The 13,638-nt window shown below is 61.5% G+C and carries 15 protein-coding genes and 1 pseudogene; 3 read left to right on the top strand and 13 right to left on the bottom strand.

All coding sequences use genetic code 11. The features are described from left to right. Positions 1-44: 44 nt before the first annotated feature. The 10 genes and pseudogenes from ACMGF5_RS22575 to ACMGF5_RS22530 all read right to left on the bottom strand — a co-directional run. Complete coding sequence (locus ACMGF5_RS22575; RefSeq protein ID WP_115274703.1) at positions 45-1,325, bottom strand: transporter; 1,281 nt, start codon at positions 1,323-1,325, stop codon at positions 45-47. A 46-nt stretch (positions 1,326-1,371) separates the two neighbouring features. Next, entirely contained in the window at positions 1,372-2,115 is a 744-nt protein-coding gene (locus ACMGF5_RS22570; protein WP_414157238.1) for a hypothetical protein, read from the bottom strand. A gap of 32 nt (positions 2,116-2,147) precedes the next feature. Next, the gene (locus ACMGF5_RS22565) at positions 2,148-2,828 is read right to left on the bottom strand and encodes a C39 family peptidase (protein WP_046786118.1); all 681 of its coding nucleotides are present in this window, start codon (positions 2,826-2,828) and stop codon (positions 2,148-2,150) included. 67 nt (positions 2,829-2,895) lie between these two features. Continuing rightward, complete coding sequence (locus ACMGF5_RS22560) at positions 2,896-4,383, bottom strand: hypothetical protein (protein ID WP_046786119.1); 1,488 nt, start codon at positions 4,381-4,383, stop codon at positions 2,896-2,898. Between the two features lie 48 nt (positions 4,384-4,431). Continuing rightward, positions 4,432-5,010, bottom strand: a complete 579-nt coding sequence (locus ACMGF5_RS22555) for an adhesin (protein WP_115274706.1) — start codon at positions 5,008-5,010, stop codon at positions 4,432-4,434. Between the two features lies 1 nt (position 5,011). Beyond that, positions 5,012-5,449 (bottom strand): hypothetical protein, encoded by a 438-nt coding sequence (locus tag ACMGF5_RS22550; protein WP_046786121.1) that lies wholly within the window; start codon positions 5,447-5,449, stop codon positions 5,012-5,014. Positions 5,450-5,746: 297 nt separating this feature from the next. Continuing rightward, positions 5,747-6,298 carry an AAA family ATPase gene (locus tag ACMGF5_RS22545; RefSeq protein ID WP_414157237.1) on the bottom strand — a complete coding sequence of 184 codons (552 nt, stop codon included), beginning with the start codon at positions 6,296-6,298 and terminating at the stop codon, positions 5,747-5,749. Beyond that, a complete protein-coding gene (gene pnuC, locus ACMGF5_RS22540) occupies positions 6,295-6,873 on the bottom strand; it encodes a nicotinamide riboside transporter PnuC (protein ID WP_414157236.1) in 579 nt (192 codons plus the stop codon). Before pnuC ends, ACMGF5_RS22545 begins: the two co-directional genes overlap by 4 nt. A gap of 124 nt (positions 6,874-6,997) precedes the next feature. Further along, positions 6,998-7,732, bottom strand: a complete 735-nt coding sequence (locus tag ACMGF5_RS22535; RefSeq protein WP_414157873.1) for a methyl-accepting chemotaxis protein — start codon at positions 7,730-7,732, stop codon at positions 6,998-7,000. Positions 7,733-7,870: 138 nt separating this feature from the next. Then, positions 7,871-8,542 (bottom strand): annotated as a pseudogene (locus tag ACMGF5_RS22530) (cache domain-containing protein); the annotation flags it as partial. Between the two features lie 390 nt (positions 8,543-8,932). Between ACMGF5_RS22530 and ACMGF5_RS22525 the strand changes: the two are divergent. Further along, a complete protein-coding gene (locus ACMGF5_RS22525) occupies positions 8,933-9,763 on the top strand; it encodes an undecaprenyl-diphosphate phosphatase (RefSeq protein ID WP_012314606.1) in 831 nt (276 codons plus the stop codon). 1 nt (position 9,764) lies between these two features. Then, entirely contained in the window at positions 9,765-10,193 is a 429-nt protein-coding gene (locus ACMGF5_RS22520) for a DUF1294 domain-containing protein (RefSeq protein WP_414157235.1), read from the top strand. Between the two features lie 27 nt (positions 10,194-10,220). Here ACMGF5_RS22520 and ACMGF5_RS22515 read toward each other — a convergent pair whose 3' ends face one another. Further along, positions 10,221-10,565, bottom strand: a complete 345-nt coding sequence (locus tag ACMGF5_RS22515) for an MmcQ/YjbR family DNA-binding protein (protein ID WP_414157872.1) — start codon at positions 10,563-10,565, stop codon at positions 10,221-10,223. Positions 10,566-10,572: 7 nt separating this feature from the next. After that, a complete protein-coding gene (locus ACMGF5_RS22510) occupies positions 10,573-11,475 on the bottom strand; it encodes a LysR substrate-binding domain-containing protein (RefSeq protein WP_046786126.1) in 903 nt (300 codons plus the stop codon). A 134-nt stretch (positions 11,476-11,609) separates the two neighbouring features. On the opposite strand from ACMGF5_RS22510, the gene ACMGF5_RS22505 reads away from it, so the two are divergent. Next, positions 11,610-12,221: an FMN-dependent NADH-azoreductase gene (locus ACMGF5_RS22505; RefSeq protein ID WP_115274714.1), complete on the top strand. Its 612-nt coding sequence runs from the start codon at positions 11,610-11,612 to the stop codon at positions 12,219-12,221. A 60-nt stretch (positions 12,222-12,281) separates the two neighbouring features. Here the strand turns inward: ACMGF5_RS22505 and ACMGF5_RS22500 are convergent, their stop codons facing one another. After that, the gene (locus tag ACMGF5_RS22500) at positions 12,282-13,475 is read right to left on the bottom strand and encodes an MFS transporter (RefSeq protein WP_414157234.1); all 1,194 of its coding nucleotides are present in this window, start codon (positions 13,473-13,475) and stop codon (positions 12,282-12,284) included. Positions 13,476-13,638: the final 163 nt, after the last annotated feature.

Raw genomic sequence — 13,638 nt, 5'->3', positions numbered from 1 at the left:
GGTTACCAAAAGCCGGGCCCGCCGGGAGCCCGGTTACAGTGACGTCAGAAGTAGTAAGGGAACTTCAGGCTGAAGGAAAAGTCAGGGGCATCATCGGTCAGGCCGATGGCAAGGTTCGGGACGATGGTCAGGTTGTTGGAGGCCGCGAAGGTCATGCCGATGTTGAAGTTCGCCGCGTTGTAGTCGCTGTTGGTGATTGACTGCCAGTCACCACCGTCGGGTTTGATCTTGCTCTTGCTCGAGAACTGATCGGTGACCGAGAACGACATGCTCATTTTTTCGTTCAAGGCAAACGCAATACCGCCGCCGATCTGCCAAGAGTCGCCGAGTTTCACGTCACCAGGCACCTTGGTGTTGACCGTGGGGCTGATGTCGCTGAACGAGTCCTCCATGTTGTAGGTGTAGGACAGGCTGGCGAACAGCACGGCCGGGTCGAAGGTCTTGACCAGCGAGATGCCGGGCGTGATCGCCCAGACACCGTTGCCGGTCGGCAGGTCCTCAGGGACAGCCAGGTTGTCATTACCGGCGACCGGGATGAGTTTGATGCCATAGGGGTCGTCGCCGGTGGGCGCCTTGATGCGTAATGTGGCGACTGCGTCGGGCCAGTTCTCCGACTCATCCAGGAACTTGTAGGCCACGCCGACGTTGATATCACCGAGGGCGGGGTCGCGGGTAACGGTACCATCGGAGCTGACACCGGCAGCACCCCCCGCACCGCCGGAAGAGTAGGTCGATTCGCGGTAGACAATGGGAACGTTTATGTCGAACTGCCAGCGCTGATCGACGTTGTAGCGTGCCGTCAGGTCCAGCGTCCAGTTGTCTGCCTTGATGCGGTCGATGTTGATGTTGCCGAGGAAGATCGAATCGAGGGCGAGGAAGCCGTTAAGGGTCAAGGCGCGCGTGTCGTAGTGGGTGTAGGTCAGCCCGGTTTCGACACTGAACTTGCCGCCGCCGAAGAAACCGCTGGCTTCGTCGTACAGGTTGGACACACTTTGCGCAGGTTCCGAGTCGTCCTGCAGCGATTGGCCATAGGAACTGCCGGTGGTCCCGGGAGCGCCCGATGCCACGGTCTGCCCACCCTTGACGCCCTCGGCGGGGGACTTTGTCAGGCGTTTGGGCGCTGGCGCTCGCGGCGCCTCCTCCACCTGGCGCAGGCGTTGTTCCAGTACCATCAGTGCATTCTGTTGGGCTTCATAGCGCTCTTTGAGCGCCATCAGTTCCTGTTTGAGAGTTTCGACCTGTGGGTCGGTTGCCGCCTGTAGCAGAGTGGCCGGGGCCAAGGTTGTCAAACAAACGATAGCTCTGAACGTCAACAAACGGTGCATGGGTTAGCCGTCCCTTCTGACTACATACGATGAGACTGAGCGTAGATCAGTATCCGAGATTACGAAGGCCTTTGAGCTGATCAAGGTTTGGGGCCATCGATCCGGCTGTGGGCGCATCACGCAGCACCACATTGAGCGACGTCAGGTTGCTGACGCGGTTGCTGGTGCCGAGCAGGGTAGTGTTCTGCATAAGGCCACCCTGACCCAGGCGCTGCACGGTGTTGCCCTGGTTGTTGCTGGCGATGATGTTCAGCTGCACGCCGCGGCCACTGGAGGTAACGCTCAGCGAGCCTGCGCCATTGGCACCGACCAGCGTGGTACCTGCGGCCAGGGCCTGGCCTTGGGGTTGTGCCGCTGACGCTTCGTTGGCCTTGGTGACATTGATGTCGACATTGTTATGGGCGGTGTTGTAATCGCCGGCAGCACGCACGACCTGGGTTACGCCTTCGGTACTGTTCAGGCCACCGCCGCCGGTGACGGTACCGGTGCCGGCGCTGCCCGATTGCGGCCTGCCTGTACCTTTTTCATTGATCATCGACACATAGAACTGCGGCTTGATGGTCGACTGCTGGATCTGCATCGCGGAGGTTGCACCAATCACTTCACCGTTGGCGTTCTGCCAGGTACTGGTCATGACGATGCCAAAGCTGACGATGCGCCCAGGCATAACGTAGCGCCCGCGCAGGTTGGCCAGTTCCTGATCCTTCAGCTCGATCGGTTTGAACGTTTCTGCCTGTGTCGGAAGGCTGGCGGCCAGGCAAATGGCGGCCAGCCAGGTTGAAGTCTTCATGGGATGCTCCCGGAGCGTCTTGCCCATTGTCATTAGAAGAAATCGCTTTGGATGAAGCCGAAGTCCATCAGCTCGGCGTCCTGCACCGGGGTGAAGTTGCTGACACGGTTCTTGGCGCTCAGCGGCAGCGGCGGATCGAGCAGGATATTGTTCTTGTCGTACCCTTGGCCGATGACGGCGAAGATGATGCCGTTCCAGCCTTTGACGAAGTCATCGATCTTGAAGCGCTTGTGCCCTAGTACCGGGTCGCCGACGTATACCCAGCCTTTATCGACTTTTTGCATCACCACGAAGTGCTTGTAGCCGCGGATGTCCAGCAGCACGACTACCGGTATGCGGATACTGTGCAAGGTGTCCGGGGCTACCCGGTAGCCGCGGGCACGCATGCCCAGGCTTTCCACGTAGCGCTTCATGTCGAGCATCGAGAAGCCTTGGGTGCGGACCAGATCCTGGTCAGCGTGTGCCAGCATCCCCTCGATCACGTGTTGTTCGTCGACGTCAAGCCAGTAGGCCTGGCGCAGGATGGTTGCCAGAGATGCGGCGCCGCAACTGAAGTCGGTTTTCTGCTGTACCAGGTCAGCGAACTTGCGCTCGCGGATGCTCTGGATGGGTTTGTAGATCACCGCGCCACCCGGTAGCACGGACAATGGCATCTGGGCTGCTTCGCTGACACCGGCCATGCTCAGCAACATTGCCAAGGCGATCATGCGCATGTTCGACGCCCCCTGCTTTTTCTTGTTAGAAAGAGGCCCCCCGAAGGGGGCCTCCAGGCCGCAGTTGTTACATCGAGGTGTTGGAGATGGCCAGCGAGTTGCTTTGCTGGTTGCCCACACCTGCTGCCACGTTGACGCCCAGGTTGCCGCTGCCACCATTGACCGAACCACTCAGGGTCGCGGTGTTGGTCACAGGGTTGGCCCAGCCGGTCGGGGTCAGCACTTGGAACGACACGGTGTTGCTCAGCGCAAACTCGCTAGACTCGCTGAAGCTCTTCGAGATGCTGTCCGAAGATTCCGACGCTTTTTCGCCAGCTTTCTCGTAGGCCGAAGCGCTCGCTTTTTCCCATGCCGAATCGTGTGCCTTCTCGTAGGCGGTATCGCGAGACTTGTCATAGGACGAGTCACGGGTACGGTCATACGAAGAGTCATACGCCTTGTCGAAGGACGAGTTGTAGGACTTGTCGAACGACGAGTTGCTGGCCGAGTCATGCGACTTGTCCACCGAGGCGTCAAGCGATGCATTGAGCGATGCATCGAAGTCGGAGCTGCGAGAACGCTCGAAGCGGCCAAACGTTTCGGAGGAAGAGGCGCTGCCCTCAATGCTGGCATCGAGCGAGGCGTTCAGCGAAGCGCTAGACGAAGAGCTGTGGTCCCGGCTGGCCGAACCACTGGCATCCCAACCGCTGGAGCCGCTGGCAGCCATGCTGTTGGTGCCACTGGCGCTGCTGCTGTTGGAGCCGCTGGCGTTCATGCTGCTAGAGCCGCTGGAGCTGCTGCTCTTCGAACCGCTGGCGCTGCTGCTGTTGGAGCCAGCCACGCTGAAGCTCGAGCTGGAGCTCTTGTCGACGCTCGCATCGAACGAGCCGCTACGCGAGGACGACCCGCTCTTGCTGGTGGTGAAGGTCAACGTATCGACGGTATAGGTACGGTCGGCGCGGTTGTTGACTTCCAGGCCAGGGCCATTCTGATCGGCCGAAGCGGTGGCGGTCGAGTTACCGATACCGGCACTGTTGTTGGCAATGGCCATGGTATTTTTCTGCTGGTTCAGGTCGCCGCCAGCCACGTTGATACCAATGTTGCCGCTGCTGCCATCGGCCGAGCCGCTCATGACCGCAGAGCTTTGGGTCGACCAGTTGTTGACGGTGTTATTGTTGCTGCGCTGGACAACATCGGCGGTTGCGGTGGCTGTGCCGAAGACGAAGCTGTTGTCGATGTCGGCATTGTCGGACGACGTGTTGGCGATGGCCGCGGCGTTGTCCTGCTGGTTGCCGTTACCGGCTGCCACGTTGACGCCCACGTTGCCACTTGCGCCAGTACCGGAGCTGCTCATCTCGGCTTCGTTGATGGTGCCTTCGTTGCGGATGCTGTTGTTAGTGCTCCTCTGAATGTCGGTCGCTTCAGCAGTGGCACTGGTGTACACGGCTTTTGCCGGTGGTGTGTAGTTGTGGTTGTGGCCGTTGCCACGCCTGTCGTTCTGATCCGCTTGTGCAGCAACAGCCATGACCGCAGCAATTGCGAAAACCAGAGGCTTGATTGCCATCGAGGGTTTCATGGTGTTTCTCCGTCTTTTTAGGTTAAGTGTTGTTCTCACCTGTTTGGGTCAGTTCGCGACCCGTACGCTCAGGGTGTTTGCCGTCTGGTTGCCCACCCCGGCGCTCTGATTCAGCTGGATGACCCCGCGACTACCGGTGAATGCCTGGTCACCGGTAGTGACCTGGCGATAGCCGGGTGAGGTATCAGTTGGATCGGAGCTGTTGATCAGCGCCACGTTCTGCTGCAACAGGACGCTGTCATCGATGCTTTGCGGTTGTGTACTGATGCTGATGCGCAGGGCATTGGCCTGCTGGGTGCTGGCGCCTGCGCTCTGGTTGACGCCAAGAGCGCCGCTGCCATGGCTGAAGGCGTCGCCCTGAATGCTGGCGGTGGCTCCCATGTTGGGGTCGACGATCGACTGCTGGCGTTGGCGAATCTGCGTGGTTGCATCTGCCCCGTGGCCCATCGCAAAAGCCCGGGCATTGGCCTGTTGCTGCCGGTCGCCGGCGGCCTGGTTTACGCTGAAGTTGCCTTGGTATTGCGCGCCGGAGCTGTCGATGGTGGCATGGTTGAGCACAGGAACGGGGGATTGGGCGAGGGCCGATGCACTGAACAACACGGCCATGATAGACAGCGTCTGCCTCATCTCATTTGCCTCCGGTAAGGATCTGCAGAGGGGCGAGGCCACGCTGAACACTTGAGTTGACCATGTTGGAAATACCGTTGCCCGAGCCTGTGCCACGGCCTGCTGCCAGGTTCGGTAGCTGGTTCTGGTTGCTGATGTTGCCGCCCAGGTTGTCGGTCTGCTGGGTGATCAGCGAAGAGATTCCCGTGCCACTGGTGATGTTGGCGAAGTCGCCATCGCTCAATTCGTTGCTCTGTTTGAGCACGTATGCGGATGGGTTGGCGTTGGCGGTAGTGGGGTTGGGATCAGGCGCCAGTGGCGCACGTATCGCCATCCGAGGTTGTACATCGCGGGTGATGACGATGATGCCGTTGTCGGCCTGGACCGGCAGCGCCATGCTTGCCCCCAGTACGCAACCGACAAGCAAGAGGCGGGTAATGCCTTTATCCAGTGTGCTCACGACGGCGATTCCTTCTTCGAGCGCTGGCCTAGTTCAGCGTTGCGAGGAGGAGAGCAGGAGGCGTGCCGCTTTTGGAAAAGGCTTTGAATTCAGTGGGTTGCAGAATCTAGCTGGGAGCGGCTGGAAGTTGTTGTATCAGCGCTGAGACAGATTTGCCGCCGCTCGCCGTTTTGCCCGCTATGCACATTGCCTGCAGCGCTCTTTTCAACAATGTCTCACCTGCTTGACACTCCCCCCGCAATTGGTGGGGAAGTGCGCAAATACGGGGGTCAACGCCCAGCGTGGTGTATCACCGGTTTAACACTCGGTGGGGCAGTGCGGCGCTGTGCCCAGCAGCAGCTGTTGCACGGCACGTAATGCTGAGCCGCTACGCTGGGGCCAGTGGCCATCAATGATTTGCAGCTTTTGCCGATGGCGTTGCAGCCATTGCAGGCTGTCATCGAAGAATGCCTGGCGGTCAGCCAGGTCGGGCTGGCTGCGCTGGCCATCGGCAACCCAGTCAACCCCTTGCGGACTGAGCAGCAGATGCAGGTCGTAGTGGCGTGCAAGCAATGCCTGTTCAAGCCAGGGTGGGCAATCCTGGAACAGCGCTTGGCTCCAGAGCATATTGCTGAGCAGGTGGGTATCGAGGATCAGCAACGGCGGCGCCATCTCCCGGGCCTGGTCTTCCCAGGCCAACTGGCCGCGGGCGATGGGGGTGATATCGGCGTAGCAGGTGTCGCGGCAGTGCTGGTCGATGAAATGCCGCACGTACTCGCTGACCACCACACCGCCAAAGTGCGCCTGGATTTCGCCGCTAAGCCAGCTTTTGCCGCTGGACTCCGGGCCGCACAGTACCAGGACCTTCATGGTTGCACCTTGCTTGGCTGCAACGCCGGATCACGGCCCCATTCCAGCCAGCCACGCACGGCGATGAGGGTCAGCACGGCAAAGAAGCCCGCCGTGAAATACAGTTGCTGGTGCAGGTACTGGCCAACATAGAACAGGTCGACCACCAACCAAAGTGGCCAGCACTGCAGGCGCTTTTGCGCCATCCACAGCTGCGCGACCAGGCTCAAGCCCGTCAGCGTAGCGTCCATCCAGGGCAGAGCGGCGTCGGTCCAGTGGGCCATGGCTGCGCCAAGGGCAACGCTGAGCACCAGGCCCGCTGCCAGCCCGGTGAACACAGCCTTCACGGGCAGGCGCGACACTGCGCGTGCGTCCTCTACCCGGTCTGGTCGTTTCCATTGCCACCAGCCGTACAACTGCAAACCGGCGTAGGCCAGTTGCAGCAGCATCCCTGAGTACAGCTTCACCTCAAAGAACAGCCAGCCATAAATGAGCACCATCACCAGGCCGATAGGCCAGCACCAGGCGTTCTGTTTGACGGTGAGCCAGACGGCAGTGACGCCAAGCACGGCGGCGATGAGTTCGAGGCCGGACATCGGCGATCCTTGGAGAGGGTAAGGGGCGCGATTGTAGCGTGTGGGCGCAGGAAGGAGTAGAAGGCCAGCAGCACGTGCTGGCGCATGCCAGTAGGAACCGACGGGCCGGCTCCCACGAGTGTCCTCATACCCGGAACTGGCGCAGCAGTTGCTCCAACTCTTCGCTCAGGCGCCCCAGCGCCACGCCGGCATCACTGGACTGGCGCGCTGCATCGGCGGTCTGTTGCGACAACCCGGCGGTGTCCAGCACATTGCGATTGATCTCCTCAACCACATGCGACTGCTGCAAGGTCGCGCTGGCAATGGTGGCATTGAGCACGGTGAGGTTGTGCAGCGCCTGGCTGATGGCGTCCAGGCTGGAGCCGGCCTCCCGGGCTTGCTCGACTGTCTGGCGCGAAGCTTCGCTGCTGGTGTCGATGGCCTTGACCGCGGCGTCCGATTGACCTTGCAGGTGCTCGATCATGGTGTGTATCTCTGCCGTCGATTGCGCGCTGCGCTGGGCCAGCAGCCGCACCTCATCAGCCACCACCGCGAAGCCACGGCCCTGCTCGCCGGCGCGGGCCGCTTCGATGGCCGCATTGAGGGCCAGCAGGTTGGTCTGTTCGGCGATCGAGCGTATCACCTCCAGCACCCCGCCGATTTTCGTGCTGTGCCCGGCGAGGTCACGGATCACTTGTACCGCCTGCTCGATAGTTGCCGAAAGCCGGTCGATCTGCTGCAGGCTGCCATGGATAGCTTGCTGCCCGTGCTCCACCTGCTGCTGCGCTGCGCGCATTTCGCCTGCAGCCTGCTCCGCGGTCTTGGCCACGTCCTGCACCGCGTAGGTCACCTCGTTGACCGCTGTTGCCACCTGGTCCATCTGCATCGATTGCTGTGCGCTGCGTTGTTGCGCGGCACCGGCATTGTCACCGACATGCCCGGCGGACTGCGCCAACGAGTGCGCCGCGCCCTGCAGTTGGCCGACCACACGCTGCAACTTGCCGTTGAAACGGTTGAAGTGCTCGCCCAAGTGGGTGATTTCGTCACGGCCATGGGTATCCAGGCGTCGGGTCAGGTCGCTTTCGCCGCTGGCGATGTTGCCCATCGCCTGTACCGCTTCCTGCAACGGGCGCGCGATGCTGCGGGCGATGAGCATGACCACCAGAGCCATCAGCAGGGCGATACCCAGGCCCACCAGCGAGGCATGGCGCAACTGGCGGGCGAATTCAGCCTGCACATCATCGATGTACACGCCAGAGCCGATGATCCAGCCCCATGGCTTGAACAGCTGAATATAAGAAGTCTTGGCCACCGGTTCGCTGGCACCAGGCTTGGGCCAGCGGTAATTGACCGGGCCTGCGCCCTGGCTGCGGGCGAGGGCAGCCATTTCGTTGAATACGGCGAAACCGTCAGGATCGCGAATGGCGGAGAGGTCCTGGCCATCGAGCTTGGGGTTGGCCGGGTGCATGATCATTTTCGGCGCCAGGTCGTTGATCCAGAAGTAGTCGTTCTGGTCGTAGCGCAGCGCGCGCACCACCTGCAGGGCTTGTTGCTGGGCCGCATCGCGGCTGAGCGTGCCTGCGGCCTCCAGGCCTTGGTAATACGCCAGCACGCCCGCAGCGGTCTGCACCACATGGCGGGTTTTTTCCGCCTTGGCCTGGTACAGGTCGCCATGGATCTGACGCAGCATCAGCAGGCCGAGCATCACCAGCATTGCCACTGCAACCAGCAGTATCAGCCACAAACGGCGGCTGATCGACATTGACCTCAAGGTCTTCATGAACGGCACTCCCGCATTGTTCTTTTTATGAAGGTGCATCCAAGCATGCTTTGGCGCTTGGCCAAACCCGACTAATGGCTAAGTGCTAGTTAATGGCTGTGATGCCGCATGCCGGGCAAGCCTTTGCAAAGCCGCTCTGCTAGGATTTCGGCCGCGCGAGATGAAACCTTTAGGCCACGTGAACTTTTCTACTGGCACGGGTCCCAACTGACGCTGTAAAAAGGCCGCGCCGCATGCGGCAATCACAAGCAAATCAAGAACAAGGGGCCTGCAAGCAGCAGCGCTCCAACCGGGGGAATGATGGATTTTTGGACTGCCTTTCAGGCAATCATCTTGGGCGTGGTCGAAGGACTGACAGAATTTTTGCCGATCTCCAGTACCGGTCACCAGATCATCGTTGCTGACCTGATCGGCTTTGGTGGCGAACGGGCCATGGCCTTCAACATCATCATTCAGTTGGCGGCCATCCTGGCGGTGGTATGGGAGTTTCGGCGCAAGATCCTCGATGTGGTGTTCGGGCTGAAAAGCCAGCCGGCGGCGCGGCGTTTCACCGCCAACCTGCTGCTGGCGTTCATGCCGGCGGTGGTGCTGGGGGTGCTGTTCGCCGACCTGATCCATGAATATCTGTTCAACCCGATCACCGTGGCGACGGCGCTGGTGATCGGCGGTGTGATCATGCTCTGGGCCGAGCGCCGCACCCACAGCGTGGCGGTCGACCACGTCGATGACATGCGCTGGTCGCATGCCTTGAAGATCGGGTTCGTGCAGTGTTTGGCGATGATCCCGGGCACCTCGCGCTCCGGCTCGACCATCATCGGCGGCCTGCTGTTCGGCCTGTCGCGCAAGGCAGCCACCGAGTTCTCGTTTTTCCTGGCAATGCCGACCATGGTCGGTGCGGCAGTGTACTCGGGTTACAAATACCGTGACCTGTTCCAGCCGAGCGATCTGCCAGTGTTCGCGATTGGCTTCGTGACTTCGTTCATCTTCGCCATGATCGCAGTGCGCGGCCTGCTCAAGTTCATCGCCAACCACAGTTATGCGGCCTTCGCCTGGTACCGCATAGCCTTCGGTTTGCTGATCCTGGCCACCTGGCAGTTCGGCTGGGTCGACTGGTCGACGGCGCACGGCTGATATGGCTCGGACACAAACGGCAGAACGGCGTGCTGCGCGCAAGGCAGAGGGCGTACGCAATGTACGCCTCAAGCTGCTGATGCTTGGGGTGTTGTGCCTGCTGCCGCTGGCGGGCGCGGCGCAGATGGCGTGGAGCGGGCAGTCATGGCTGCCGTTGGCGATTTATCCCGCTGTAAGCCTGGTTACAGTTCTGCTGTATTGGCAGGACAAGCAGCAGGCCCGTACCCAGGCCTGGCGCACGCCAGAGAAGGTACTGCATGCCAGTGAGCTACTGGGTGGCTGGCCAGGTGCGCTGATCGCCCAGCAGCTTTACCGGCACAAGACCCACAAGGCTTCATACCAGATGGTGTTCTGGGCGATTGTATTGCTGCATCAGGTGTTCTGGGTTGATCACCTGTTTCTGGGTGGGCATGTACTGTCTCTGGGGTGATGGCCTCTTACTGCCCTTCGCGGGCCCTCACATCAGCAGGCCAACCTGCGAGCGCTTCGCCAGCCGCCGCACCACCAACTGGTGCGAGCGCTGCAGCAGGTCACACAATTCTTCCCGGCCCATGGGGTAGGGCGGCGCCATGCTGATCCACCGCGCCCGTGCCAGATACGGTGCCGGGCGCACGCCTGGCCTGTCGCAGTAGCCCAGAAACAGCTCATCGGCCACCTTGAACGACAAGCCAGCCCCCGCCAGGTCGAGTACTGCGAACATCTTGTTACCGGCAACCGAAAATACCCGGATTCCGCCCCACTTGTAGTCTTCCCGTGCGCCGGGCAGCGCCAGGCAAAACGCCGCCACCTGTTCCGCGGTCATGGTCTGTCTAGACATAACGGTCTCCACACGCTTCGAACGATGCTGCCAGATGATCGATCCATACCCGTACTGCAGGCAGCAACCCACGCCGATGCGGGTAAACCGCCTGCAGATAGCCCCCCGGCAGCGACCAGTCCGGCAGCAGCCGCACCAGCTCGCCGCGTTCGAGTTCATGCTCGCAGAACATGCTCGGCAACGCAGTAAATCCCAGCCCGGCACGTACGGCGGCATTGCGCACCACAAAATCATCGATGGCCAACCGTGGCTCCAGGGCGATTTCCTGTTGGCGACCATTGGGCCCCAGCAGGCGCAAATGCACCAGCCTGTCTGCTTCAGCAGCGCCCAGTACCGGTAAGGAGGCCAGCTCGGACGGCTCACGGACATGATCGGCAAAGCCGGGCGCGGCCACCAGTTGCATCTGCGCCTGGCGCAGCCGGCGCGTGACCAGCGCCGGGTCTTCGTCGCCCAGCTCTCGCACGCGCAGGGCAACGTCGATGCCTTCGGAAATCAGGTCGACACGGCGATTGAGCAACACCATGTCCAGTTGCACCTGGGGGTACAGCTCCAGAAATCGGCTGATGACGTCCGGCAGGAACGCATGGGCCAACGCTACCGGGCAGGACACCCGCAAGCGCCCCCGCGGCTCGCTGCTCATGCTGGCCACCGCCTCGTCAGCGGCCTCGGCTTCCAGCAGCATGGCCTGGCAATGGTGCAGATAGCGTTCACCCACCGCGGTGAGCTTCAGTTGGCGCGTGGTGCGCTGCAGCAACCGCGTGCCCAACCGCTCTTCCAGTTCGGCGATGCGCCGCGACAGACGCGACTTGGGGATGCCCAGCTGGCGCCCGGCGGCGGCGAAGCCACCGGCTTCGACTACGCGAACGAAGTAGAAGAGATCGTTGAGGTCTTGCATGAGGGCTGTCTCACTGTTCTATCTGTGGGACAAACTAACGCATTTTTGCTGGCTTTTCAGCTATTCGACGGTCCGGTAGGATTCTCTCCATCGTGATCGCCCAATGCTGCGGTCTTCATTCACAGGAGAGTCCCATGAAACTGTTGCACATCGATTCGAGCATCCTGGGCGACAATTCCGCCTCGCGCCAACTGAGCCGTGAAGTGGTCCAGGCCTGGAAAGCCGCTGACCCGAGCATCGAAGTGGTCTATCGTGACCTCGCCGCCGACGCCATTGCCCACTTCTCTGCTGCCACCCTGGTTGCAGCCGGCACGCCGGAAGACGTTCGCGATGCAGCCCTTGCCTTCGAAGCCAAGCTCAGCGCCGAAACGCTGGACGAGTTTCTTGCCGCCGACGCCGTGGTGATTGGTGCGCCGATGTACAACTTCACTGTACCGACCCAGCTCAAGGCCTGGATCGACCGCGTTGCAGTGGCCGGCAAGACCTTCCGCTACACCGAGGCAGGCCCTGAAGGCCTGTGCGGTGACAAGAAAGTAGTACTGGTTTCCACCGCTGGCGGCCTGCACGCTGGCCAGCCGACCGGCGCGGGCCACGAAGACTTCCTCAAGGTGTTCCTGGGCTTCATCGGCATCACCGACCTGGAGATCGTTCGCGCCCACGGCCTGGCCTATGGCCCGGAGCACCGCAGCAAAGCCATCGATGCTGCTCAGGCGCAGATTGCCAGTGAGCTGTTCGCCACGGCATGAACAACTTGTATTAAACGAACGGCTGTCGCTTGCGCGGCGGCCGTTTTTCATGGGTAACGCTCAGCCGCGATGGCTGCGCCGCGCCAGCAACAACGTCAGGCCAACCCCGCTAAGGGCCAGCAGGGCCGCGACGCAGAATATCGACGCATAGCCAAGGTGTGCCGCCACTGCGCCCATGACCGGGCCGGCGATGGCCAATGCCATGTCGAAGAACACCGCATAGGCCCCCAGCCCGGCACCCCGGCTGCTGCTGGGCACCTGCTTGATGGCTTCAACGCCCAAGGCTGGGTACACCAGCGACAGGCCGAAACCGGTGAGGCCGGCCCCCACCAGCGCCCAGAGCGGGGAGGGCGCAAGCCACAACAGGCTCAGGCCGAGCACTTCTGTGGCCATGCAGGCAACCGCCACGTTGTAACCGCCAAAGCGGTTGACGGCGTTGACGAACAACAGCCGCGAAATGATGAAACACACACCGAAGGCACTCAGGCACAAAGCGGCGCCTGCCCATCCACGTTCCAGATAATAAAGCGTGACGAAGGTGGTCAGGGTGCCATAGCCGATCGAAGCCAGGGTCAGCCCAAGGCCGCAAGGCGCCACACGGCTGAACGCAGACCAGAACGGCAGGCGCTCACCGCGCACCACCACCACGTCCGGGCGTTTGCGCAGCACCAGCATTGCCAGGGCGGCGAGCAGTATCAAGGCTGGGCCGAGCACGCTGAAATTCAGGCTATCGACTGCGAGCACGCCAACGGGGGCCCCGATGGCGATGGCACCATATGACGCGATGCCGTTCCAGGATATGACCCTGGCTGTATGTTCAGGCCCCACCTGGCTGATACCCCAGCTAAGGGTGGCAACGCCAATCAGGCCCTGTGCAAGCCCGAGCAGCACGCGCCCGCCAAGCAGCAGCGCAAGGCTCAGCAAGGGCGCATTCAAGGTCCAGGCCGAGGCCAGCGTCAATATTCCACAGGCCGCGATGCCCAGCAAACCGTAGCGGATCGCTTGCTTGCCGCCCAGCGTATCGGCCACACGGCCTGCGAAAGGCCGGCTGAGCAGGGTAGCCAGGTACTGCAGGCCGATGGTTACCCCGGCAACCACCGCACCGAAGCCCAGTTGGTCGTGTACATAGCTGGGCAGCACCGCGATCGGCAGGCCGATGCAGAGGAACGCGATGAAGGTGTAGAAAACGATCGAGAGGATCTGCAGGGTGATGGAGGCGTTGCTGCTGGCGGGGGCGGGCTGTGGCGCGGTCATTGGCTCGTTCGCGGGCGGGCGGTGGGCGTGGCCCCATCATGGCCGTTGCGCGAAGGAAATGAAAGCAGGCTAACGAGTTATTCAAAGGGAAACCGCTCCACAGTTACTGCGTAGTACCTGTGGAGCGTGGTCGCCATATAAAGAGGCCGGCCTGGTCACCTCA

Origin of the sequence: Pseudomonas sp. BNK-15 (genome assembly GCF_047456105.1) — a bacterium.
Taxonomy (GTDB): Bacteria; Pseudomonadota; Gammaproteobacteria; order Pseudomonadales; family Pseudomonadaceae; genus Aquipseudomonas; species Aquipseudomonas putida_E.
The sequence above is the reverse complement of the archived record's forward strand: the minus strand, read 5'-3'. Positions and strand labels throughout refer to the sequence as shown.

What these genes read in the sequence shown, in the direction of transcription:
- ACMGF5_RS22575 (WP_115274703.1), bottom strand. Translation starts at nt 1,325, where the DNA reads ATGCACCGTTTGTTGACGTTCAGAGCTATCGTTTGTTTGACAACCTTG.
- ACMGF5_RS22570 (WP_414157238.1), bottom strand. Translation starts at nt 2,115, where the DNA reads ATGAAGACTTCAACCTGGCTGGCCGCCATTTGCCTGGCCGCCAGCCTT.
- ACMGF5_RS22565 (WP_046786118.1), bottom strand. Translation starts at nt 2,828, where the DNA reads ATGCGCATGATCGCCTTGGCAATGTTGCTGAGCATGGCCGGTGTCAGC.
- ACMGF5_RS22560 (WP_046786119.1), bottom strand. Translation starts at nt 4,383, where the DNA reads ATGAAACCCTCGATGGCAATCAAGCCTCTGGTTTTCGCAATTGCTGCG.
- ACMGF5_RS22555 (WP_115274706.1), bottom strand. Translation starts at nt 5,010, where the DNA reads ATGAGGCAGACGCTGTCTATCATGGCCGTGTTGTTCAGTGCATCGGCC.
- ACMGF5_RS22545 (WP_414157237.1), bottom strand. Translation starts at nt 6,298, where the DNA reads ATGAAGGTCCTGGTACTGTGCGGCCCGGAGTCCAGCGGCAAAAGCTGG.
- pnuC (WP_414157236.1), bottom strand. Translation starts at nt 6,873, where the DNA reads ATGTCCGGCCTCGAACTCATCGCCGCCGTGCTTGGCGTCACTGCCGTC.
- ACMGF5_RS22535 (WP_414157873.1), bottom strand. Translation starts at nt 7,732, where the DNA reads ATGGACCAGGTGGCAACAGCGGTCAACGAGGTGACCTACGCGGTGCAG.
- ACMGF5_RS22525 (WP_012314606.1), top strand. Translation starts at nt 8,933, where the DNA reads ATGGATTTTTGGACTGCCTTTCAGGCAATCATCTTGGGCGTGGTCGAA.
- ACMGF5_RS22520 (WP_414157235.1), top strand. Translation starts at nt 9,765, where the DNA reads ATGGCTCGGACACAAACGGCAGAACGGCGTGCTGCGCGCAAGGCAGAG.
- ACMGF5_RS22515 (WP_414157872.1), bottom strand. Translation starts at nt 10,565, where the DNA reads ATGACCGCGGAACAGGTGGCGGCGTTTTGCCTGGCGCTGCCCGGCGCA.
- ACMGF5_RS22510 (WP_046786126.1), bottom strand. Translation starts at nt 11,475, where the DNA reads ATGCAAGACCTCAACGATCTCTTCTACTTCGTTCGCGTAGTCGAAGCC.
- ACMGF5_RS22505 (WP_115274714.1), top strand. Translation starts at nt 11,610, where the DNA reads ATGAAACTGTTGCACATCGATTCGAGCATCCTGGGCGACAATTCCGCC.
- ACMGF5_RS22500 (WP_414157234.1), bottom strand. Translation starts at nt 13,475, where the DNA reads ATGACCGCGCCACAGCCCGCCCCCGCCAGCAGCAACGCCTCCATCACC.